This window comes from Streptococcus oralis (genome assembly GCF_021497885.1).
Lineage (GTDB): Bacteria > Bacillota > Bacilli > Lactobacillales > Streptococcaceae > Streptococcus > Streptococcus oralis_BQ.
This window is the reverse complement of record NZ_CP046523.1, coordinates 1,781,709-1,803,166: the sequence shown is the minus strand read 5'-3', so window position 1 is coordinate 1,803,166 and position 21,458 is coordinate 1,781,709. Positions and strand designations below refer to the sequence as shown.

Here is a 21,458-nt window from a genome sequence, read left to right as displayed (position 1 = left end):
TATGAAAAAGAAACCAATTTATCTTTGGGTTCTATTAGTCCTATCAGCATTGATTTCAGCTATGTCTTTGTTTGGAATACTAAGTCCAGTTCCTAGTAAAGAAACACTAGGTGCCAGTCAAGCTCAAATTCAAGGTGCTAGCGCCCAGCAACTGGAGGATACGATTAATTATCTACATAAGACAGCTGAATTATCGCATTCGACTGTTAACATCGTTTTGATTATTTTATCTGCGATTTTAGTAGTCACAGGTATTGTGCTCTTGGTTCGTAATAATTTGCAATATGCAAATTATGCTTACATTGCTTATGTTTTGCTTGCCATTGTTGGTTCGATTTATACTTACATGGGTATGCAAGATGCTGTACAAGCCATCCGTGATGAAACTTTGCGACTAGGAACAGAAGTCCTTGGAAAGGGAACAACGATTTTATTTGTTGTTATCAATGTCCTCTTCCTTGCCATTGTCTTTTACAAGATGTGGCGTCAACAAAAGGACTTGACTGAGGAAGTCGAAACAGAAGAACTCGCATAAGAGTTGACAAAAGGGAACTATCAAGTTACAATCTTGTTAGTTCTTTTTATATCGTAAACATAAAAATCGAGGTTAACATGAAAAAAATATCCTTAGTGTATATCAGTTTGAGCGGGAATACAGAGAGTTTTGTAACTCGACTTAAGGACTATCTCTTGTCTCAGTACGAAGGGATTGAGGTCCAAAAGATTCATATCAAGGATCTGGTCAAGGAAGGTCAAGAATTCTTTGATATGGATCACCCTTATGTCGCCTTCTTACCAACTTATCTAGAAGGTGGAAATGGTGTCGATAACGGCGATGTTGAGATTTTAACGACTCCAGTGGGTGATTTTATCGCCTATGGGGACAATGCCAGTAAGTGTTTTGGTGTAGTGGGATCTGGTAATCGCAATTTTAACAATCAATACTGCCTGACAGCCAAGCAGTATAGCCAGCGCTTTGGTTTCCCGGTCCTAGCAGACTTTGAAATGCGTGGTATGCTGGGAGATATTAAAAAGGTCGCAGCGATTATTGCGGATTTGTATGGATTGGATTCAGAAAGTTAGAATCGTTCAAGTAGGCAGTTGGATTTTCTCAACTGCCTTTTGAATGCAGAAAAAAGCACCCAGACGAGGGTGATACTTTGTGAACTAACCTGCTTTTCCGATGGCAAGTGCATAGATAAAGAAGATGGCAAATCCAAAGAGGAAAATCAATCCTGCGATAGCGAGGAGTTTTAGCCAAGAAGGAAGATTTTTATTTTCACCTGTCACCAACACATAGTTCAAAAGGGCAAAGAATGGTGTTGTAAGAAAAGATCCAATCATGGCAAAGCGGAGCATGGTTGAAACTTGACCAGCAAAGAACTTGATGATGACGATACCAATGATAGCTGTGATGGTCATCCAGATGTTCAAAGATTTACGATTATCCTCTTTTTGATTTGCCAAGAGTTGAAGGGAGGCCTGGTTGACACGTGAATAGCCATCGATGACAGTAATGACTGTCCCAAAGATACAGAGGAAAGCGATGAAGGTAATCAAATATCGAGACCATTCCCCAAGAACAGAGGCATACATACCCACAAATTGCGAGATGTATTTGGCAGAAGCAGCTTCAACTGCTTGACCTGTAGGATACTGAATGAGTGCTCCTAGTGCTACAAAGAATACAGCTAGAATAGCCGTTCCAATGTAACCAACGTTAAAGTCGAAAAGAGCATCCTCTGTATTAAAGTTGACGGTCTTTTTCTTTTCGGCTGACCAAAGTGAGTTGATAGCTGAGATTTCAATAGGGGCAGGCATCCAGCCTAGAAGGGAAACGATAAAGGGTAGGGCTGCCATTTGCCAAGGTGTTTTCTCGATAAAATCAGAGCTGTATTCTGGGTGTTTAACGGCAGCAATGATGACGGCAAGAACAGTTGCAATAGTCAAGGCAGACATGATCCATTTTGCCATACCGTCCAATAGTTTGTAGCCCCCAAAGAGCAACATAGCCCAAATGACCGCAACAAGGATAAGGGACCATTGAGTGATGCTAAGACCAATCATTGGAAAGGCGCTAGCGATGATGGCTGAGCAAAGGATAGCGACTCCAGCTGTATTGACCATAGCAGAAAAGACATTTAGGATAAAGAAAATCCAGAGATAGAGTTTCCCTTTTTCGGCATAACCTTCGACCAAGGTTTTACCAGTGTCGGCAGTATATTCGGCACCAAAACGGAAAAATGGATATTTAAAAACATTGGCTAAGATGACCAAGAGAAGCAGCGACCATCCATAAGAACCACCGGCTTGAGTGGAGGATACGATGTGAGAACCTCCGACTGCAGCGGAAGCCATTAGGATCCCAGGTCCCATTGCTTTTAGCTTGCTTGTCCAGGTAGATTGGTGTGATGAAGTAACTTGTGACATAAAAACCTCCTATTTTTGAATTTTCAGAATAATCTGAATAGGTAGCTACTATTCTACAAGAAACTTATGAAAAATGCAAGAGAATTTTTGAAAAATTTAGAAAATTTCAGAAAAATCATATGAAAGATATGATTATCACAAGGAAATGGTATTGATGGGAGTAAAAAAACCGAGAAAAAAACTTCTCGGATTCCCTTATTTCAATTGCTCAGTGATTTCCTTAGAAAGCAGGAGTCCCAAACGGTACCCTTTATTGATGTAGTCAATCACATCATTGATATTTTCCGTTGTTTGGATCCTTTCGCGTATGTCTGTTTTGAAAACTTCGTCCTTCAGAAGCTGTTCCTGAAGGAGTTGTTGAAGTTTTTCTTTTTCGTATTTATTGATGAGAAAAAGAACGACAAGACTGATAAGAACTAAGATATAAGCATACTGGCTCATAAAATTTCTCCTGGTTTGATAAAAAAGTTGATGACATAAGAAAAGCGAAAGAAATTTTCGCTTTTCAATTAAGTGATTTAAAGATTACGACATGAACCAAATCAAATCGATTTTATTTGGTTTGGTGAATTAGTAAAGCGTTTAGGCAATTCGCCATAGTTACGACGTATTGTAATAGAAATCGATGTTATTTCTATTACAATACTAGTGAAGCAGTTAGCTAGTCCGCATACTAAGCGGCTAGCGTCTAACAATTAGGAACTTTAGTTCCAATTGTTAGTACTGAATCACATCTTCTCTGGAGCTTCTACTCCAAGCAAACGAAGGGCTTCTTTGAGAACAACAGCTGTTGCGTAGCTGAGGGCTAGACGGCTGTCGCGCTCTGGGCTTTCATCCAGAATACGAGTGTGGGCATAGTATTTATTGAAAGCTTGAGCCAAGCTGATTGCATACTTGGCAATGAGCGATGGATCATAGTTAACAGATGCGCGTTTGATGACACGGGCAAAGTCTTGGAGAAGTTTGATAATTTCCCAGCTTTCAGCATCATTTAGACTGTAACTTGCTTGAGCATTTGGTTGGAAGTCTGCTTTTCTAAGTAGAGACTGAATACGAGCGTAAGCGTATTGGATGTATGGACCAGTCTCTCCTTCAAAGGAAACCATAGCTTCAAGGTCAAAGTCGTAACCATTTCTGCGGTCCGTTTTGAGGTCGTAGAATTTAACAGCTCCCACTCCGACAGCTTGGGCAACCTGTTCCTTGTTTTCGAGGTCAGGATTTTTCGCTTCGATTTGTGCTTTGGCACGGCTGATAGCTTCTTGAAGAGTAGGTTCGAGCAGGATGATATTTCCTTTACGAGTAGAGAGCTTTTGACGATTCTTGGTTACCAAACCGAAGTCTACGTGAATCATATCATCGCTCCAGTCAAATCCCATTTTTTTCAAGACGGCTTTTAACTGTTTAAAGTGGTTAGACTGCTCTTGACCAACCGCATAGATATTCTTAACAAAATTGTAAGTACGTGCACGGTAGATAGCTGTCGCAATATCACGTGTAATGTAGAGGGTTGCACCGTCAGATTTTTTAATCATAGCAGGTGGCAGTTCGACATCATCTAGGTTGACAATGCTAGCGCCGCGTGATTCTTCTAGCAAGCCTTTTTCTTCAAGGATTTGCACGGCTTCGTCCATCTTGTCATTATAGAAGGCCTCCCCGTTTAAGCTGTCAAATTCAACGTTCAACAGTTTGTAAATGCGGTTGAACTCAACCAAACTTTCGTCACGGAACCATTGCCAGAGTTGAGTTGCTTCTGGATCGCCGTCTTCCAATTTTTTAAACCAAAGACGTCCTTCCTCATCAAGAACTGGGTCATTTTCGATTTCAGCATTGATGCGAACGTACAATTTCAACAATTCGTCAATCGGATTAGCTTCGACGGCTTCCTTACTTCCCCATTTTTTATAGGCAACCATGAGAAGGCCAAACTGTTTACCCCAGTCTCCAAGGTGGTTGATTTTAATAGTGTTGTAGCCCATTTTCTTAAAGATATTAGAAAGAGCATCTCCGATAACAGTTGAACGTAAGTGACCTACTGAGAAAGGTTTTGCGATGTTTGGACTTGATAGGTCAATCGTGATATTTTGCTCTTTGCCTTCCGTTTGTTGAGCGTAGTCAGATCCTTTTTCGATGATCTCTTTGATAACTGCTCCAGAAATGGCAGATTTATCAAGGAAGAAGTTGACGTAAGGGCCAGTTGCAACAACTTTTTCAAAGGCTTGGCTGTTGATTTTTTCAGCGATTTCAGCAGCAATCATTTGAGGTGCCTTGCGTTCGACTTTTGCAAGTGAGAAAGCAGGGAAAGCGATATCTCCCATGTCAGAGTTTTTTGGTTGTTCTAGTAAATTTAAAATAGCCTCTTGATCTAGGCTATCAATGACGCTAGCCAATTCACTAGCAATCAGTTTTTTTGTACTCATAAGTAGGCTCCTTTTGGACTTTTATTCTATTTTATCATAAATTTAGTGAAAGAAGAAAGATTTTTTTGAATTATTCAGTTTTTTTGGTATAATTATATCTAAAAATAAACCCGAAATCGGTTATAAATATTCATGTAAGAGGTTGATATGAGAAAAAAAGAACGGCACCAGTTGATTAAAAAGATGATCACTGAGGAAAAACTAGCTACACAAAAGGATATCCAAGATCGCCTAGAAGTTCGGAATGTCTTTGTGACGCAAACGACCTTGTCTCGCGACCTGCGCGAGATCGGCTTGATCAAGGTTAAGAAAAATGGTATGGTGTATTATGTGCTAGCGAATGAAACAGAAAAGATTGATTTGGTAGAGTTTTTGTCGCATCATCTAGAAGGGGTTGCGAGAGCAGAGTTTACTTTGGTACTTCATACCAAGCTGGGAGAAGCGGCCGTGTTAGCAAATATTGTTGATGAAAATAAGGACGAGGCGATTTTAGGGACGGTTGCTGGTGCCAATACCTTACTGGTTATTTGTCGAGACCAGCATGTTGCCAAGCTCATGGAAGAGCGTTTGCTAGATTTGATGAAGGATGAATAGGGTTTTGGGACTTGTTCCCAAGCCTTATTTTTGACAAGGAGAGAGCCAATATGACGACAGAAAAACTATCACCTGGTATGCAGCAGTATGTGGATATTAAAAAGCAATATCCAGATGCTTTTTTGCTCTTTCGGATGGGTGATTTTTATGAGCTGTTTTATGAAGATGCGGTCAATGCGGCGCAGATTTTAGAGATTTCACTGACCAGTCGTAATAAAAATGCAGAAAATCCGATACCCATGGCTGGTGTTCCCTATCATTCTGCCCAGCAGTATATCGATGTTTTGATTGAGCAGGGCTATAAGGTGGCTATTGCCGAGCAGATGGAAGACCCTAAACAAGCGGTTGGGGTTGTCAAGCGAGAGGTGGTTCAGGTCATCACCCCCGGTACAGTGGTTGATAGTAGTAAGCCCGATAGTCAGAACAATTTCTTGGTTGCCATAGATCGTGATGGCAATCAGTTTGGTCTGGCATATATGGATCTGGTGACGGGTGACTTTTATGTGACAGGTTTATTGGATTTCACGCTGGTTTGTGGGGAAATCCGTAACCTCAAGGCTCGTGAAGTGGTGCTGGGTTATGATTTGTCTGAGGAAGAAGAACAAATCCTCAGCCGTCAGATGAATTTGGTGCTTTCCTATGAGAAGGAAGGCTTTGAGGATATTCATTTACTGGATCAACGACTGGCAGCTGTGGAGCAAGCAGCAGCTAGTAAGCTCCTCCAGTATGTTCACCGTACCCAGATGCGGGAATTGAATCATCTCAAACCAGTTATCCGCTATGAAATCAAAGATTTCTTACAGATGGACTATGCGACAAAGGCTAGTCTGGATTTGGTTGAGAATGCTCGTTCCGGCAAGAAGCAAGGCAGTCTTTTCTGGCTTTTGGATGAAACCAAAACAGCTATGGGTATGCGACTCTTGCGTTCTTGGATCCATCGTCCTTTGATTGACAAGGAGCGAATCGTCCAACGTCAAGAGGTGGTGCAGGTCTTTCTTGACCACTTCTTTGAGCGCAGTGATTTGACAGACAGTCTCAAGGGTGTTTATGACATCGAACGCTTGGCTAGTCGGGTTTCTTTTGGCAAGACCAATCCCAAGGATCTCTTGCAACTGGCGACTACCTTATCTAGTGTGCCACGGATTCGAGCGATTTTAGAGGGAATGGAGCAGCCTGCTTTAGCTTATCTCATCGCACAGTTGGATGCCATTCCAGAGTTAGAGAGTTTGATTAGCGCAGCGATAGCCCCTGAAGCTCCTCATGTGATTACGGAAGGTGGCATTATCCGTACGGGATTTGATGAGACCTTGGATAAATACCGTCGTGTGCTCAGAGAAGGGACTAGCTGGATTGCTGAGATTGAGGCTAAGGAGCGAGAAAACTCTGGCATCAGCACGCTCAAGATTGACTACAATAAAAAGGATGGCTACTACTTCCATGTGACCAATTCGCAACTGGGAAATGTGCCAGCCCACTTTTTCCGAAAGGCGACGCTGAAAAACTCAGAACGCTTTGGTACCGAAGAATTAGCCCGTATCGAGGGAGATATGCTGGAGGCGCGTGAGAAGTCAGCCAACCTAGAATATGAAATCTTTATGCGTATCCGTGAGGAAGTCAGCAAGTACATCCAGCGTTTGCAGGCTTTAGCCCAAGGAATTGCGACGGTTGATGTCTTGCAAAGTCTCGCAGTTGTGGCTGAAACACAGCATTTGATTCGACCTGAGTTTGGAGACGATTCACAAATTGATATCCAGAAAGGGCGCCATGCTGTCGTTGAAAAGGTCATGGGAGCGCAGACCTACATTCCAAACAGTATCCAGATGTCAGAAGATACCAGCATTCAACTGATCACGGGACCCAACATGAGCGGGAAGTCCACCTATATGCGCCAACTAGCCATGATGGCGGTTATGGCCCAGCTAGGCTCGTATGTGCCGGCAGAGAGTGCCCATTTGCCTATCTTCGATGCTATCTTTACCCGTATCGGAGCAGCAGATGACTTGGTTTCAGGTCAATCAACCTTTATGGTGGAGATGATGGAGGCCAACAATGCCATTTCGCATGCGACCAAGAATTCCTTGATTCTCTTTGATGAATTGGGACGCGGAACTGCAACTTATGACGGGATGGCTCTTGCCCAGTCCATCATCGAATACATTCATGAACATATCGGAGCCAAAACCCTCTTTGCGACCCACTATCATGAGTTGACTAGTCTGGAGTCCAGTTTGGAACACTTGGTCAATGTCCACGTGGCAACCTTGGAGCAGGATGGGCAGGTCACCTTCCTTCACAAGATCGAACCAGGACCAGCTGACAAATCCTATGGTATCCACGTTGCTAAGATTGCTGGTTTACCGGCAGAACTTTTAGCAAGGGCAGATAAGATTTTGGCTCAGTTAGAGAGTCAGGGTACAGAAAGTCCAGCTCCGATGAGACAAACAAGTGCTGTTACAGAGCAGATGTCACTCTTTGACGCGCCTGAAGAGCATCCTATCCTAGCAGAATTAGCAGAACTGGATGTATACAATATGACACCTATGCAGGCTATGAATGTCTTAGTTGAGCTTAAACAAAAGTTATAAAAAGAATCCCACTCTCGCCTTTGTGAGTGGGATTTCTCTCTATTACTTTTTATGGGCCAAGAGTTGATTGATGTGGTCCACTTTTTTTGCTTCTCTTTTATAGAGAATAACCCAGATGATGAGGTAGACGATCGCAAACTCTGGAATGAGCTGGAGATAGAAGGTCCAGTGGAAAGGGAACCAACCAGCCATAGTTGCTAGTGGGACAAAGCCAGCCAGCATGAGGAAGAAGTGGGAAAGTGTTGCACGGAGCAGGCTCCAGTCACGGCTGAATAATCGGCTGCCAAAGCTAAAGAGAACGCCGATAGCTGACCAGATGACCATGCAGTAGAGCAAGACTAGGGCACCGTGAACCTGATGTTGAGCCATCGCTTGGCCGATAAGAGACTCGGGGCTTAGTGGGGCGTAGGTACTTGGTGCATAAATGAGTGAAAAGAGGATAGAGAGGATGAGGCCGATAAGTACACCAGCGGCTGCATCGTGAAAGATTTGTTTTTTCATAGTTCTAATTTCTCCTTGATGGTTTTTAGGTAACGGCGTGAAGAGTAGGTGAAACTTTCGTTTTTCAAGAAAATTTCAACCAGACCGTTGGGCGTGAGCCTGAGATGAGAGATGGAGTCGATATTGACGATTTCAGATTGGGAAATTTGGATAAAAGTGGTCGGCAGAATTTCAAGAACCTGATAGAGCCGCAAATCAATGCTGTAGGTCTGACTGGCAGTTTCTGCTAGAACCTTTCGATTCTCTATATAGAAGCGCTGAATCTTGCCAATTTCAACTAGATAGACCTGATCATCAATCTTTCCTTTGATTGTTTCTTTTTGGTCAAGATTTTCAGCGAACTCGATGACTTTCTGGACTTTTTCGGTCGGCTGAGGAGCTTGGACAATCAGCTTTTCCTCCTTATAAGTCTCACTAATCTGTAGTTCTACTTTCATAAATTTCTCTCCTTACATTTTATACAAAATTGTGATCACTTCTTGTACAACTTTATTAAACACTATTTTACTCCCTCTGGCAAGAGCTTTTGCCTATGTGGAGGGATTTGGAGTCTATGTGGTATTTGCTTTTTCTGATAGTATCTGAAATATGGTATAATAGCACTAATCAATTTCTAGGAAAATAGATACAGAAAGGGGCTGAAAGATGTCTCATATTATTGAATTGCCAGAGGTGCTGGCAAACCAAATCGCGGCAGGAGAGGTCATTGAACGTCCTGCCAGTGTAGTCAAAGAGTTGGTAGAAAATGCCATTGACGCGGGCTCTAGCCAGATTATCATTGAGATTGAGGAAGCTGGTCTCAAGAAAATCCAAATCACAGATAATGGTCATGGAATTGCCCACGATGAGGTGGAGTTGGCCTTGCGTCGCCATGCGACCAGTAAGATAAAAAATCAAGCTGATCTCTTTCGGATTCGGACGCTTGGATTTCGAGGTGAAGCCCTGCCCTCTATCGCCTCTGTTAGTGTGCTGACTCTGTTGACGGCGGTGGATGGTGCGAGTCATGGGACCAAGCTCGTTGCGCGTGGAGGTCAAGTTGAGGAAGTCATCCCAGCGACTAGTCCTGTGGGGACCAAAGTTTGTGTGGAGGACCTCTTTTTCAACACGCCTGCCCGCCTCAAGTATATGAAGAGCCAGCAAGCGGAGTTGTCTCATATCATTGATATTGTTAACCGTCTGGGATTGGCTCATCCTGAGATTTCTTTTAGTTTGATCAGTGATGGCAAGGAAATGACACGGACAGCAGGGACTGGTCAACTACGCCAAGCCATCGCAGGGATTTACGGTTTGGCGAGTGCTAAGAAGATGATTGCCATTGAGAACTCTGATTTAGATTTCGAAATTACAGGTTTTGTGTCTTTACCTGAATTGACTCGAGCTAATCGCAACTATATCAGTCTCTTCATCAATGGTCGTTATATCAAGAACTTCCTGCTCAATCGTGCCATTTTAGATGGTTATGGAAGCAAGCTCATGGTAGGTCGTTTTCCACTGGCAGTCATTCACATCCATATCGATCCTTATCTGGCTGATGTCAATGTGCATCCAACCAAACAAGAAGTGCGGATTTCTAAGGAAAGAGAACTGATGGCGCTGCTTTCAGAAGCTATTTCAAATAGTCTCAAGGAACAAGCCTTAATCCCTGATGCCTTGGAAAATCTTGCCAAATCGACCGTGCGCAATCGTCAAAAGGTAGAGCAGACCATTCTTCCACTCAAAGAAAATACGCTTTACTATGAAAAAACAGAGGTAACAAGACCCAGTCAAGCTGAGGTAGCTGATCATCAGGTTGAATTAACTGAGGATGGGCAGGATTTAACCCTGTTTGCCAAGGAAACCTTGGACCAGTTGACCAAGCCTGCAAAACTGCATTTTGCAGAGAGGAAACCAGCTAACTATGACCAACTAGACCATCCAGAGCTAGACCTTGCCAGTCTGGATAAGGCCTATGACAAGCTGGAGAGAGAAGAATCATCAAGCTTCCCAGAGTTGGAATTTTTTGGACAAATGCACGGGACTTATCTCTTTGCCCAAGGGCGAGATGGGCTCTACATCATAGACCAGCACGCGGCTCAGGAAAGGGTCAAGTACGAGGAATACCGTGAAAGCATTGGGAATGTTGACCAGAGTCAGCAGCAACTCCTAGTACCTTACATCTTTGAGTTTCCTGCGGATGATGCCCTTCGTCTTAGAGAAAGAATGCCTCTCTTAGAGGAAGTGGGCGTCTTTCTAGCAGAGTACGGAGAAAATCAATTTATTCTACGTGAACATCCTATTTGGATGGCAGAGGAAGAAATCGAGTCTGGCATCTATGAAATGTGTGACATGCTGCTCTTGACCAAGGAAGTTTCTATCAAGAAATACCGAGCGGAGCTGGCTATCATGATGTCCTGCAAGCGGTCTATCAAGGCCAATCACCGTATCGATGACCACTCAGCCAGACAGCTCCTTTATCAGCTCTCTCAATGCGACAACCCATATAACTGTCCTCATGGACGTCCTGTTTTGGTGCATTTCACCAAGTCGGATATGGAAAAAATGTTCCGACGCATTCAGGAAAATCATACTAGCCTCCGTGAGTTGGGGAAATATTAAGAACACAAAAAGCCTTTGTTTTTCCAAACAAGGCTTTTTAGCTTTTCTAAGGTGGAAACTTTGATTGGACATGTCAACTTGACATGAGGTTTACACTTGCTTGACAAGACCAGTCCTATCAAAGTATGAAAAATATGAATCAATTGACTCAAGGTTTCGCAGAGTTGTCTTGGTTTGAAGGATTCGCAAGACCAATCACTTTATCAAGATAACGTTGTTTGGTTTTGAGAGTCTTGTTGATCGCAGTAGCTGAAGCAATCAATAGAACGAAGGTCAGCCAAATCCAGGCAGTGAATTCGGCTGGGAAACTAGAACCGGCTAAAAAGAGATAGATAGCCAGAGCCAAGACGAAAATATAAATCACTTGCCAGAGACCATAGGATTTAACCTCTTTATAGTATTTTTCCTTGTCTTCTTCCCAGATCACTGCTGTGGAAGCTTTTTCAGAGTTTTTATCTAGTAGTAGATAGTCAGTTGTCACTTGGAAAATCTTGCTTAATTCAATGATTTTTTCGATTTCTGGAAGAACTTGTCCAGACTCCCATTTGGAGATGCTTTGCCGAGAAACATTGATTTGTTCTGCTAGCTTTTCCTGGGACCAACCTTTTTCCTTTCTGAGTTCAAATAGTTTTTCTGCGAGTTTCATCATTCTACCCTCCTTTTTCTACCTCTATCCTAACAATTTTTACTTATAATGAGAATACAATCTCCTGTACTTTTTGTCAACCAGAGGTTGCACCTTTTGTTGCAGTCTGTCTTGGGGAAATATGATATACTAGATAGGCAAAATAATGGAGAAAAATTATGTACGAATATCTAAAAGGAATTATTACCAAAATCACTGCTAAATACATCGTCCTAGAGGCGAATGGTATCGGTTATATCTTGCATGTAGCCAATCCCTATGCTTACTCAGGTCAGGTCAATCAAGAAACTCAAATTTATGTGCACCAAGTTGTTCGTGAGGACGCCCATCTGCTTTACGGTTTTCGCTCAGAAGATGAGAAGAAGCTCTTTCTCAGTTTGATCTCGGTTTCAGGGATTGGTCCTGTGTCAGCTTTGGCAATTATCGCTGCCGATGACAATGCTGGCTTGGTTCAAGCGATTGAGACCAAGAACATCACCTACTTGACAAAATTCCCTAAAATTGGCAAGAAAACAGCCCAGCAGATGCTGCTGGACTTGGAAGGCAAGGTAGTCGTGGCTAGTGATGACCTTCCTGCCAAGGCGGCAGTGCAAACCAGCGCTGAAAACCAAGAACTGGAAGAAGCCATGGAAGCCATGTTGGCACTGGGCTACAAGGCAACTGAACTCAAGAAAATCAAGAAATTCTTTGAAGGAACGACAGATACAGCCGAGAACTATATCAAATCAGCTCTTAAGATGTTGGTAAAATAGGAGAAGAGTATGCCAAAACGTTGTTCGTGGGTCAAGATGACCAATCCGCTCTACATCGCCTACCACGACCAGGAGTGGGGCAAGCCCCTTCATGACGACCGCGCTCTTTTTGAACTGCTCTGTATGGAGACTTATCAGGCTGGTCTGTCTTGGGAAACGGTACTAAACAAACGCCAAGCTTTCCGAGAAGCATTTCATGGCTATCAAATTCAAGCGGTCGCGGAAATGACAGATGGGGAGTTGGAAGCCTTGTTAGAGAATTCAGTCATCATCCGAAATCGTGCCAAGCTCTTTGCGACGCGTGCCAACGCCCAAGCATTTTTACAAGTCCAGGAAACCTACGGCTCTTTTGATGCCTATCTCTGGTCTTTTGTCAATGGACAAACCATCATCAATGATGTCCCTGACTATCGCCAGGCACCTGCTAAAACAGCCTTGTCTGAAAAATTATCTCAAGATCTCAAAAAACGAGGCTTCAAGTTTACAGGTCCAGTCGCGGTTTTGTCATTTTTACAAGCTGCTGGTCTGGTTGACGACCATGAGAATGATTGTGAATGGAAGGGAATTAAATGATGTCTAACAAAAATAAGGGAATTCTGATTTTTGCGATTCTCTATACAGTTCTCTTTGTGTTTGATGGCGTTAAATTGCTGGCTTCTTCGATGCCATCTGCCATTGCGAATTATCTAAAATATCTAGTCTATGTAGTATTAGCTCTATATGGCTCTTTCTTGTTCAAGGATAGATTGATTCAACAATGGAATGAGATTAGAAAGACTAAAAGAAAATTCTTCTTTGCCGTCTTAACAGGCTGGCTCTTTCTCATTCTGATGACGGTTGTCTTTGAATTTGTATCAGAGATGTTGAGGCAGTTTTTTGGGCTAGTCGGACAAGGTCTAAACCAGTCGAATATTCAAAGCACCTTTCAAGAACAACCGCTACTGATAGCAGTTTTTGCCTGCATCATTGGACCATTTGTGGAAGAACTCTTTTTCCGTCAGCTTTTATTGCATCACTTTCAAAAACGGTTGCCAGGTTTACTAAGCATTATTCTGGTAGGACTTGTCTTTGCCTTGGCACATATGCATAGTTTGGCTTTATCAGAGTGGGTCAGTGCAGTTGGTTACTTAGGTGGAGGCCTTGCCTTTTCTATTATTTATGTGAAAGAAAAAGAGAATATTTATTATCCTCTAGTTGTTCATATGTTAGGCAACAGCCTTTCCTTGATTATTTTAGTTATCAGTAGTATGTGACGTTTTAGTAGTTATACAAGAGAAAAAGCTGAGAAACTCATCTCAGCTTTTTGATTATATGCTAGTAACTTTTATAGTGCAGTAAGAAATGTCAGTCCACCTAAGACAACGCCAGCTGAGTTTGGAATAATTAGTATCCAATCCTTCTTAGGTTCTTTTGTCCACCCGTAAATAACCCAAATTAAACAAGATACTGCTGCGGATAAAGGCTGGAATGGTTGAGCTTTGTTGCCTTGTAAATTGGCAAAAATTTGTGGGATGTAGGCGATAAATACAATAATCCCGATAAAGGCTCCAATTGAACCGACAATTTGATTTATTTTTTGTTTAGTCATATATACCTCCTTCAAAAAGATATCATAGAAATAAGCAAAATGCAATAAATTTAGACACAAATTGTAACGAAAATCAATACCAAAGCACAAAAATAGAGAAATTGTTTATTTTTTGTTATGGTCAAAGCGAATGACTTGCTCCTGTGCATCCACATAAGCGTGAACGCCAAAGGGCACAATGGCTCTTGGAGTTGCGTGGCCGACATTCAGATTATAGACAATCGGGACATTGCTGTCAACTACATCCAATAGCGTCTCCTTATAGTCGTCATAGAAAGTTTCATCCATTGGTTTTCCGACCAAGAGACCGCTAATTATCTCAAATATTCCAGTTTCTTTCAAAGCCAGCAACATCTTTTTGAAGTCATCAGGCTCAGGCTTTTCTTCACTTGTTTCTAGTAAGAGAATCTTTCCTTCCCAGTCGGATAAGTCAGGGAAGAGTTTGTATTTTTGGCAGAGCTCCGTGCTATCTGCGTATCGAGAGTTGTCAAAGATATCATAGAGAGACTCAAGGCAACCGCCGAGGATTTCTCCCTCAAACTGGGTATTTCCTTGCAACAAGTCAAAACCAGTATTTGCATGACTGATACGAGCTGTTCCCAGGGCCGTGGGACTAAAGTCAGTCCGTTCTTCATACCAAACGTCGCTAGGGCGGATTTCTGAGATTCTTCCCATCTCTATCAATTCTTTAAAGTAGTGGAGACTATAGGGCAACATCTCTTTATCCAATTCACAAATGTCTGTTAGAAAGGATTGCCCATAAAAAGTCTTGACCCCTAGTTTGTGCAACATAAGGTGGTTCATAGTGGTATCCGAGAAGCCAAGAAAAATCTTTGGTTTGATAACCTTTTGAAGCTGGTCATTTTCAAAAAGATAAGGTAGCAAACGATAGGTATCATCCCCACCGATGGCGCATAGGATCATGTCGATGCTATCGTCCGAAAAGGCCTGCATCAAATCCTCTGCACGTGCTTCAGGATGATCCTTGATAAAGTCCAAGCCTTTTAACGAATGGGGCAAAAAGACAGGATTGAGTCCCAAATCCTTGAGGCGTTGGATACCCAATTCCACTTCGTGTTTGACAAAATCCTCTCCGATAATGCCACTAGATAAACTAACAATACCAATTGTAGAAACCATATCTCATCCTCCTAGAAATTGATTGAGCCTATTTTATCAAAAAAGATAAGAGAAAGCTATGGCGAATGTCAGAAGAATGCTTTTAAATCAAGAAAGTAGTAAAAAGCAACCGCCTGAGCAGTTGCTTTTCGTTTTTCTAATCTCACTAGATATGCGTCACTTGGTCAACTCTTGATTATAGGAGAGGGCTAAATCAATCCAGTAAGGAAGTTCTTTTTGACCTTCTATATCTAGGTCTATATAGCCATGATAACGTCGCCCTCTCATCAATGTAGTATGAGCTCCTATTCGGGGTAGAACTTGCTTTTCCATTTCTTTGCCAATTCTCACCATAACCAGTTCGTCCTTTCTGGAACTGACTGTAAGGACCATTTTCCCACGAATCATAAAGGCCAGGCCACCAAACAGTTTCTTTTCTTCTAACTCTTCTTCGAAAATTTGGGGAGGAAGTTTGAGTGCTAGAATTTTTCGAATCTGCTGAGCTAAAGATTGACTATATGCCATAGCTTTTCACTTTTCTTAATAACGTGATGGGCCCGCGCTTGCACTTCGGATGTTGAAACGTTTCTTGAGATAGAAGCGAAGGGCGAGAAGAGCCGCTCCTAGGATAGCCAAAGGCAATGGAGCAAGGACTGGATTGAGGCTGGCCGGTAGGAAGCTTGTTGCAAAGAAGACAACCAACCAAAGGACCATAGAGGCCAGAATGACGAGGATTGACTTCCAGAATGGAGGACGTTGGCTACGGTCTGTGTCTGGTCCATAGTACTGGTAGACAAAGTAGTACATCAAGTAGAAGGCAAGTCCTCCTACAAGTCCAACCAACAAGAGGGTAATCAACCCATAGCCAATAGCCTGATCTGTAGAGAAGAAGGTAGTTAGAGCGCTAACCAATGCAAAGAGACTGGTGATAAAAAGGGCTGAGTCCATAATCATGAGTTTTGGATCGTCATTTTCTTTTGGATGCTCTTTTTCATATTGCTCCTTGACAGTGAAGCTATGAGCCCAATGGGTTGGAGCTCCGTAGAGGGAACGCGCCGTCGTACCTTTGGCTTGCTCTTCAAGGATTTTAGGAATAACTTCCTCAAAGACAGCTTTGATTTCAGCGTCAGTTTTACCATCTTTGAGAAATTGTTGGGTAGCGATGTGGATAAACTCTTGGTTTTTCTTAGTTAGTTTTTGTAAATCAATCTGAGACATAGGGATTCCTCTTAGAACCATTTTTTATGGATGAGATAGAGAGTGAGCGAGACACTCATAGCAAAGGCGATAAAGACGATTAACCAGAAGGCGTGTGGCTCACCGTTCAGAGGGATTTCATTATCCTTAAAGTTCATCCCGTAGGCTGAGAAGATCATGGTTGGGACAGACATGACAATGGTCACGAGAGCCAGAGTCTTCATGATGTTGTTCTGGTTGTTGGAAATGATAGAGGCGAAAGTCTCTGTCATAGAGTGAAGGACGTTTCCATAGATATCTGCCATCTCAATGGCCTGTTGGGTTTCAATCAGGGTATCTTCGAGCAGGTCTTGGTCCTCTAGGTATTTCTTGATATTGCTAGTTGCACTGGTCAATTTCTTAATCACGCGCTCGTTTGTCTTAAGTGAGGCCTTGAAATAGACGATGGTCTTTTCCAATTCCATGAGCTCGATCAGTTCTTCGTTTCGAGTAGACTTGTGAAGTTGACTTTCGATTTGTTCACTCTTACGGTCGATCGAACGAAGGGCCGTAAGGTAAAGCTCTGCGTTGCGGTAGAGAATCTGGAAGATAAAGCGTGAACGCATGAAGGTGTAAAAGTTGCGCAGTCTACGGTTGATAAAGACATCGAGAACTGGGAGAGGTTCCAAGCAGGTAGTGATAATGGTCTCCTCGGTGATGATAATCCCAAGCGGAATCGTTACGTAGTAGGTGCGGTTGTTTCTCTCCTCTGTGATGGGAACGTCCACGATGATCAAAGTGTACTCATCTTCGATGGTAATACGGGACATTTCTTCCGCATCAAGTGGTGCTCGGAGGTCGGTGATGTCGATATCGAAGGCGTTGGCGATTTCCAACGATTCATTTTGTGTAGGATTGACGAGGTTGATCCAAGTACCCGGTTCAAGCGTGTCGATCTCTTTAAATTCAGTTGTTGTTGAGAGAAAAACTTGTTTCATATCCCCTATCCTTTCCTACTATTCAGTGATTCATTTTTTGCACCGTACTATTATACTATAAAAACAGCTTTTTGGGTAATAGAATTTCACATTTTTTGGTATAATGGAAAGCAACAATGGACTAGAAAGAACAAAGATGCAAGATAAAATTGTGATTCATGGGGCACGTGCCCATAACTTAAAAAATATCGATGTGGAGATTCCTAGAGACAAGCTGGTCGTCGTAACGGGCTTGTCAGGTTCTGGGAAATCCAGTCTAGCTTTTGATACCCTCTATGCTGAGGGGCAACGCCGCTATGTAGAGAGCTTGTCAGCCTACGCTCGTCAGTTCTTGGGCAATATGGAAAAACCAGATGTAGATGCCATTGATGGCCTCAGCCCAGCTATTTCCATCGACCAGAAAACCACCAGCAAAAACCCGCGCTCGACCGTTGGAACAACGACTGAAATCAATGACTATCTGCGTCTCCTCTACGCACGTGTGGGGACGCCTTACTGTATCAACGGGCATGGGGCCATCAAGGCCTCTTCTGTAGAGCAAATCGTGGATAAGGTCTTAGAATTGCCAGAACGCCAGCGCCTGCAAATCTTAGCTCCTGTCATTCGTAAGAAAAAAGGGCAACATAAGAGTGTCATTGAAAAGGTTCAGAAAGACGGTTATGTCCGTGTCCGAGTGGATGGGGAGGTCTATGATGTGACCGAAGTTCCAGAGCTGTCCAAGAGCAAGCAACACAATATCGATGTCGTGGTTGACCGTATTGTCATCAAGGAGGGCATCCGTAGCCGACTTTTTGACTCAATCGAGGCTGCCCTTCGTATCGCAGAAGGCTATGTGATTATCGACACTATGGACGATTCTGAGTTGCTCTTCTCTGAGCATTATGCCTGCCCGGTTTGTGGTTTTACCGTACCAGAGTTAGAGCCTCGTCTCTTCTCCTTTAATGCTCCTTTTGGCTCTTGTAGTGAGTGTGACGGTTTGGGCATCAAGCTGGAGGTTGATACTGACTTGGTAGTGCCAGACTCTAGCAAAACCTTACGTGAGGGGGCGCTGGCACCTTGGAATCCTATCTCGTCTAACTACTATCCAAATATGCTAGAGCAGGCCATGACAGCCTTTGGAGTGGATGTGGATAAGCCCTTTGAGGACTTGTCAGAAGAAGATAAGAACTTGATTCTCTATGGTTCTGATGGCAAGGAATTCCATTTCCATTATGAAAATGAATTTGGCGGTGTGCGCGACATTGACATTCCTTTTGAGGGGGTTGTCAATAATATCAAGCGTCGTTACCATGAGACTAACAGTGATTACACACGCACCCAGATGCGTCTCTACATGAATGAGCTAACCTGCGGAACTTGCCACGGCTACCGTCTCAATGACCAGGCCTTGTCTGTCCGTGTGGGTGGTGAGCAAGGGCCACATATCGGTGAAATCTCAGACCTGTCTATCGCAGACCACTTGGAGTTGGTGAGTCAGTTGACCTTGTCTGAAAATGAAGCCATCATCGCCCGTCCTATTCTCAAGGAAATCAAGGATCGATTGACCTTCCTCAATAACGTGGGGCTCAACTATCTGACGCTGTCGCGTTCGGCAGGTACCCTTTCAGGTGGTGAGAGCCAGCGTATTCGCTTGGCGACCCAAATTGGGTCTAACCTATCAGGTGTCCTCTATATCCTGGATGAGCCGTCGATTGGTCTCCACCAGAGGGATAATGACCGTCTCATTGCCAGTCTCAAAAAGATGCGTGATTTGGGCAATACTCTCATTGTAGTGGAACACGACGAAGACACCATGCGTGAGGCGGATTATCTGATTGACGTTGGTCCTGGTGCGGGTGTTTTTGGTGGAGAGATTGTTGCCGCAGGTACGCCCAAACAGGTGGCTCGCAACAGCAAGTCCATCACAGGCCAGTACTTGTCAGGTAAACGTGCCATTCCAGTACCAGAAGAGCGCCGTGTCGGAAATGGCCGCTTTATCGAGGTGACAGGAGCGCGTGAGAACAACTTGCAAAATATCACTGCTCGCTTCCCACTAGGAAAATTCATCGCGGTGACGGGGGTATCTGGCTCAGGGAAATCGACTTTGATTAACGGCATTCTCAAAAAAGCTATCGCTCAAAAGCTTAACCGCAATTCAGACAAACCTGGTAAGTTTAAAACGATTACGGGGATTGAGCATGTAGACCGCTTGATTGACATTGACCAGAGCCCTATCGGACGGACGCCAAGGTCTAACCCAGCTACTTATACGGGAGTTTTTGATGATATACGTGACCTCTTTGCCCAGACAAATGAAGCCAAGATTCGTGGTTACAAGAAGGGCCGTTTCAGTTTCAACGTCAAGGGTGGTCGTTGTGAAGCCTGCTCAGGTGACGGGATTATCAAGATTGAGATGCATTTCTTGCCAGATGTTTACGTTGCTTGTGAGGTCTGCCACGGAACCCGCTACAATAGTGAAACCCTTGAAGTCCACTACAAGGAAAAGAATATCTCGCAAGTCTTGGATATGACCGTCAACGATGCGGTAGAGTTCTTCCAACACATTCCTAAGATTCAACGCAAACTTCAGACCATCAAGGATGTGGGGCTGGGCTATGTAACGTTAGGGCAACCAGCTACGACCCTTTCAGGGGGAGAAGCCCAACGTATGAAGTTGGCTAGTGAACTCCACAAACGCTCGACAGGAAAATCTTTCTACATTCTGGATGAGCCAACGACAGGGCTTCATACTGAGGACATTGCTCGCTTGCTCAAGGTCTTAGCTCGCTTTGTCGACGATGGCAATACAGTCCTCGTCATCGAGCACAATTTGGATGTCATCAAGACGGCAGACCATATCATCGATTTGGGACCTGAGGGCGGTGTCGGTGGTGGAACCATCATCGCAACAGGAACTCCAGAAGAAGTAGCGGGCAATGAAGCCAGCTACACAGGACACTATTTGAAAGGAAAGTTACATCATGAATAAACGTGTGCAAGCATTTCTAGCTAAAATGCAAGAAAAAGAACTAGATGGAATCATTATCAACAACCTTAAAAATGTTTACTACTTGACTGGCTTTTGGGGTTCGAACGGAACAGTTTTTATCAGCCGTGACCGTCAGGTTTTGGTGACAGACTCTCGCTATATCATTGCAGCTAAGCAAGAAGTGACAGATTTTGAAATTGTGGCTGATCGTGATGAATTGGCTGTTATTGCAGGCATCGTTAAGGATATGGGTTTGTCTCGCACCGGTTTTGAGGACGAGATTTCGGTCTCTTATTACCACCGTATGCAGGCAGCTTTTGCGGGAATCGACTTGTTTCCGCAGACTCAGTTTGTTGAAGCGCTCCGTATGATTAAGGATGAGAAAGAGATTGCGACTATTCGCAAGGCTTGTTCTATCTCAGACCAAGCTTTCCGAGATGCACTTGACTTTATCAAACCAGGAAAAACTGAGATTGAAATTGCCAACTTCCTTGACTTCCGTATGCGTGAGTTGGGAGCGGCAGGCTTGTCTTTTGATACCATTTTAGCAAGTGGCATCAACTCTTCCAAACCCCATGCCCATCCAATGCACAAACCGGTTGAAGCGGGAGAAGCCATCACCATGGACTTCGGCTGTCTCTACGACCACTATGTTAGCGATATGACACGGACCATCTACCTCGGTCATGTCAGTGACGAGCAGGCAGAAATCTACAACACAGTTCTGAAAGCTAACCAAGCTCTGGTTGACCAAGCCAAGGCAGGTCTAGGTTTCCGTGACTTTGACAAAATCCCTCGCGATATTATCACCGAGGCAGGCTATGGCGACTACTTTACCCACGGTATTGGTCACGGTATCGGACTGGACATCCACGAAGAACCTTACTTTAGCCAAACTTCGAAAGAAGTCATTAAATCTGGTATGGTCTTGACTGATGAACCGGGTATCTATATTGAAGGTAAATACGGGGTTCGTATTGAAGATGATATCTTAATTACAGATAACGGTTGCGAATTGTTGACTCTAGCTCCAAAAGAATTAATTGTTATTTAAGAAAATTATGATAAATCATTGACTTTTATATTTTA

21 protein-coding genes are annotated in these 21,458 nt (G+C 43.4%); 10 read left to right on the top strand and 11 right to left on the bottom strand.

Annotated elements, in window-relative coordinates; translation table 11 throughout:
* The first annotated feature begins 1 nt into the window (after nt 1).
* On the top strand, nt 2–535 hold the full coding sequence (locus GOM48_RS09105; RefSeq protein WP_235097430.1) for an ABC transporter permease: 534 nt from the start codon (nt 2–4) through the stop codon (nt 533–535).
* Between the two features lie 77 nt (nt 536–612).
* Nucleotides 613–1,083 (top strand): class Ib ribonucleoside-diphosphate reductase assembly flavoprotein NrdI, encoded by a 471-nt coding sequence (gene nrdI / locus GOM48_RS09100; RefSeq protein WP_235097428.1) that lies wholly within the window; start codon nt 613–615, stop codon nt 1,081–1,083.
* A gap of 84 nt (nt 1,084–1,167) precedes the next feature.
* Here nrdI and GOM48_RS09095 read toward each other — a convergent pair whose 3' ends face one another.
* From GOM48_RS09095 to argS, 3 genes are all read right to left on the bottom strand, one after another.
* Nucleotides 1,168–2,430, bottom strand: a complete 1,263-nt coding sequence (locus GOM48_RS09095; protein ID WP_235097426.1) for an NRAMP family divalent metal transporter — start codon at nt 2,428–2,430, stop codon at nt 1,168–1,170.
* A 195-nt stretch (nt 2,431–2,625) separates the two neighbouring features.
* On the bottom strand, nt 2,626–2,871 hold the full coding sequence (locus GOM48_RS09090; RefSeq protein WP_132972795.1) for a MarR family transcriptional regulator: 246 nt from the start codon (nt 2,869–2,871) through the stop codon (nt 2,626–2,628).
* 287 nt (nt 2,872–3,158) lie between these two features.
* The gene (gene argS, locus GOM48_RS09085; RefSeq protein ID WP_235097425.1) at nt 3,159–4,847 is read right to left on the bottom strand and encodes an arginine--tRNA ligase; all 1,689 of its coding nucleotides are present in this window, start codon (nt 4,845–4,847) and stop codon (nt 3,159–3,161) included.
* A gap of 147 nt (nt 4,848–4,994) precedes the next feature.
* On the opposite strand from argS, the gene argR reads away from it, so the two are divergent.
* A complete protein-coding gene (gene argR, locus GOM48_RS09080) occupies nt 4,995–5,441 on the top strand; it encodes an arginine repressor (RefSeq protein ID WP_061418468.1) in 447 nt (148 codons plus the stop codon).
* 50 nt (nt 5,442–5,491) lie between these two features.
* Nucleotides 5,492–8,026, top strand: a complete 2,535-nt coding sequence (mutS, locus tag GOM48_RS09075; protein WP_235097422.1) for a DNA mismatch repair protein MutS — start codon at nt 5,492–5,494, stop codon at nt 8,024–8,026.
* Nucleotides 8,027–8,068: 42 nt separating this feature from the next.
* Here mutS and GOM48_RS09070 read toward each other — a convergent pair whose 3' ends face one another.
* Both GOM48_RS09070 and GOM48_RS09065 read right to left on the bottom strand, forming a co-directional pair.
* Entirely contained in the window at nt 8,069–8,527 is a 459-nt protein-coding gene (locus GOM48_RS09070; protein WP_235097420.1) for a DUF3021 domain-containing protein, read from the bottom strand.
* Nucleotides 8,524–8,964, bottom strand: a complete 441-nt coding sequence (locus tag GOM48_RS09065) for a LytTR family DNA-binding domain-containing protein (protein ID WP_235097418.1) — start codon at nt 8,962–8,964, stop codon at nt 8,524–8,526. The genes GOM48_RS09070 and GOM48_RS09065 overlap by 4 nt, the downstream gene beginning before the upstream one ends.
* Nucleotides 8,965–9,172: 208 nt before the next feature.
* Between GOM48_RS09065 and mutL the strand changes: the two genes are divergently transcribed.
* On the top strand, nt 9,173–11,122 hold the full coding sequence (gene mutL / locus GOM48_RS09060) for a DNA mismatch repair endonuclease MutL (protein ID WP_235097416.1): 1,950 nt from the start codon (nt 9,173–9,175) through the stop codon (nt 11,120–11,122).
* A gap of 148 nt (nt 11,123–11,270) precedes the next feature.
* Here the strand turns inward: mutL and GOM48_RS09055 are convergent, their stop codons facing one another.
* A complete protein-coding gene (locus GOM48_RS09055) occupies nt 11,271–11,768 on the bottom strand; it encodes a helix-turn-helix domain-containing protein (RefSeq protein WP_235098764.1) in 498 nt (165 codons plus the stop codon).
* Between the two features lie 158 nt (nt 11,769–11,926).
* On the opposite strand from GOM48_RS09055, the gene ruvA reads away from it, so the two are divergent.
* Genes ruvA through GOM48_RS09040 form a run of 3 tightly spaced genes read left to right on the top strand, consistent with a single transcriptional unit; the run spans nt 11,927 to nt 13,773 of the window.
* Entirely contained in the window at nt 11,927–12,520 is a 594-nt protein-coding gene (gene ruvA, locus GOM48_RS09050) for a Holliday junction branch migration protein RuvA (protein ID WP_084925449.1), read from the top strand.
* 9 nt (nt 12,521–12,529) lie between these two features.
* Complete coding sequence (locus GOM48_RS09045; RefSeq protein ID WP_235097415.1) at nt 12,530–13,093, top strand: DNA-3-methyladenine glycosylase I; 564 nt, start codon at nt 12,530–12,532, stop codon at nt 13,091–13,093.
* Nucleotides 13,090–13,773 (top strand): CPBP family intramembrane glutamic endopeptidase, encoded by a 684-nt coding sequence (locus GOM48_RS09040; RefSeq protein WP_235097413.1) that lies wholly within the window; start codon nt 13,090–13,092, stop codon nt 13,771–13,773. The genes GOM48_RS09045 and GOM48_RS09040 overlap by 4 nt, the downstream gene beginning before the upstream one ends.
* Nucleotides 13,774–13,844: 71 nt before the next feature.
* On the opposite strand, the gene GOM48_RS09035 is transcribed toward GOM48_RS09040, so the two are convergent.
* From GOM48_RS09035 to GOM48_RS09015, 5 genes are all read right to left on the bottom strand, one after another.
* Entirely contained in the window at nt 13,845–14,108 is a 264-nt protein-coding gene (locus GOM48_RS09035) for a SemiSWEET family transporter (protein ID WP_000166112.1), read from the bottom strand.
* Between the two features lie 105 nt (nt 14,109–14,213).
* On the bottom strand, nt 14,214–15,248 hold the full coding sequence (locus GOM48_RS09030) for a S66 peptidase family protein (RefSeq protein ID WP_235097411.1): 1,035 nt from the start codon (nt 15,246–15,248) through the stop codon (nt 14,214–14,216).
* A 156-nt stretch (nt 15,249–15,404) separates the two neighbouring features.
* Complete coding sequence (locus tag GOM48_RS09025) at nt 15,405–15,752, bottom strand: hypothetical protein (protein ID WP_213988578.1); 348 nt, start codon at nt 15,750–15,752, stop codon at nt 15,405–15,407.
* A 15-nt stretch (nt 15,753–15,767) separates the two neighbouring features.
* Nucleotides 15,768–16,445 (bottom strand): DUF1129 domain-containing protein, encoded by a 678-nt coding sequence (locus GOM48_RS09020; RefSeq protein ID WP_180364054.1) that lies wholly within the window; start codon nt 16,443–16,445, stop codon nt 15,768–15,770.
* Nucleotides 16,446–16,456: 11 nt separating this feature from the next.
* Nucleotides 16,457–17,401 (bottom strand): magnesium transporter CorA family protein, encoded by a 945-nt coding sequence (locus GOM48_RS09015; RefSeq protein WP_084974527.1) that lies wholly within the window; start codon nt 17,399–17,401, stop codon nt 16,457–16,459.
* A gap of 136 nt (nt 17,402–17,537) precedes the next feature.
* Here GOM48_RS09015 and uvrA point away from each other — a divergent pair, with 136 nt between their 5' ends.
* Together uvrA and GOM48_RS09005 are read left to right on the top strand one after the other, a co-directional pair.
* A complete protein-coding gene (gene uvrA, locus GOM48_RS09010; protein ID WP_235097409.1) occupies nt 17,538–20,369 on the top strand; it encodes an excinuclease ABC subunit UvrA in 2,832 nt (943 codons plus the stop codon).
* The gene (locus GOM48_RS09005) at nt 20,362–21,423 is read left to right on the top strand and encodes a M24 family metallopeptidase (protein WP_235097406.1); all 1,062 of its coding nucleotides are present in this window, start codon (nt 20,362–20,364) and stop codon (nt 21,421–21,423) included. The genes uvrA and GOM48_RS09005 overlap by 8 nt, the downstream gene beginning before the upstream one ends.
* Nucleotides 21,424–21,458: the final 35 nt, after the last annotated feature.

What these genes read in the sequence shown, in the direction of transcription:
- uvrA (WP_235097409.1), top strand. Translation starts at nt 17,538, where the DNA reads ATGCAAGATAAAATTGTGATTCATGGGGCACGTGCCCATAACTTAAAA.
- argR (WP_061418468.1), top strand. Translation starts at nt 4,995, where the DNA reads ATGAGAAAAAAAGAACGGCACCAGTTGATTAAAAAGATGATCACTGAG.
- nrdI (WP_235097428.1), top strand. Translation starts at nt 613, where the DNA reads ATGAAAAAAATATCCTTAGTGTATATCAGTTTGAGCGGGAATACAGAG.
- GOM48_RS09095 (WP_235097426.1), bottom strand. Translation starts at nt 2,430, where the DNA reads ATGTCACAAGTTACTTCATCACACCAATCTACCTGGACAAGCAAGCTA.
- GOM48_RS09020 (WP_180364054.1), bottom strand. Translation starts at nt 16,445, where the DNA reads ATGTCTCAGATTGATTTACAAAAACTAACTAAGAAAAACCAAGAGTTT.
- GOM48_RS09040 (WP_235097413.1), top strand. Translation starts at nt 13,090, where the DNA reads ATGATGTCTAACAAAAATAAGGGAATTCTGATTTTTGCGATTCTCTAT.
- mutS (WP_235097422.1), top strand. Translation starts at nt 5,492, where the DNA reads ATGACGACAGAAAAACTATCACCTGGTATGCAGCAGTATGTGGATATT.
- GOM48_RS09005 (WP_235097406.1), top strand. Translation starts at nt 20,362, where the DNA reads ATGAATAAACGTGTGCAAGCATTTCTAGCTAAAATGCAAGAAAAAGAA.
- GOM48_RS09025 (WP_213988578.1), bottom strand. Translation starts at nt 15,752, where the DNA reads ATGGCATATAGTCAATCTTTAGCTCAGCAGATTCGAAAAATTCTAGCA.
- mutL (WP_235097416.1), top strand. Translation starts at nt 9,173, where the DNA reads ATGTCTCATATTATTGAATTGCCAGAGGTGCTGGCAAACCAAATCGCG.
- GOM48_RS09055 (WP_235098764.1), bottom strand. Translation starts at nt 11,768, where the DNA reads ATGAAACTCGCAGAAAAACTATTTGAACTCAGAAAGGAAAAAGGTTGG.
- GOM48_RS09105 (WP_235097430.1), top strand. Translation starts at nt 2, where the DNA reads ATGAAAAAGAAACCAATTTATCTTTGGGTTCTATTAGTCCTATCAGCA.
- GOM48_RS09065 (WP_235097418.1), bottom strand. Translation starts at nt 8,964, where the DNA reads ATGAAAGTAGAACTACAGATTAGTGAGACTTATAAGGAGGAAAAGCTG.
- ruvA (WP_084925449.1), top strand. Translation starts at nt 11,927, where the DNA reads ATGTACGAATATCTAAAAGGAATTATTACCAAAATCACTGCTAAATAC.
- GOM48_RS09015 (WP_084974527.1), bottom strand. Translation starts at nt 17,401, where the DNA reads ATGAAACAAGTTTTTCTCTCAACAACAACTGAATTTAAAGAGATCGAC.
- GOM48_RS09045 (WP_235097415.1), top strand. Translation starts at nt 12,530, where the DNA reads ATGCCAAAACGTTGTTCGTGGGTCAAGATGACCAATCCGCTCTACATC.
- GOM48_RS09030 (WP_235097411.1), bottom strand. Translation starts at nt 15,248, where the DNA reads ATGGTTTCTACAATTGGTATTGTTAGTTTATCTAGTGGCATTATCGGA.
- GOM48_RS09090 (WP_132972795.1), bottom strand. Translation starts at nt 2,871, where the DNA reads ATGAGCCAGTATGCTTATATCTTAGTTCTTATCAGTCTTGTCGTTCTT.
- argS (WP_235097425.1), bottom strand. Translation starts at nt 4,847, where the DNA reads ATGAGTACAAAAAAACTGATTGCTAGTGAATTGGCTAGCGTCATTGAT.
- GOM48_RS09070 (WP_235097420.1), bottom strand. Translation starts at nt 8,527, where the DNA reads ATGAAAAAACAAATCTTTCACGATGCAGCCGCTGGTGTACTTATCGGC.
- GOM48_RS09035 (WP_000166112.1), bottom strand. Translation starts at nt 14,108, where the DNA reads ATGACTAAACAAAAAATAAATCAAATTGTCGGTTCAATTGGAGCCTTT.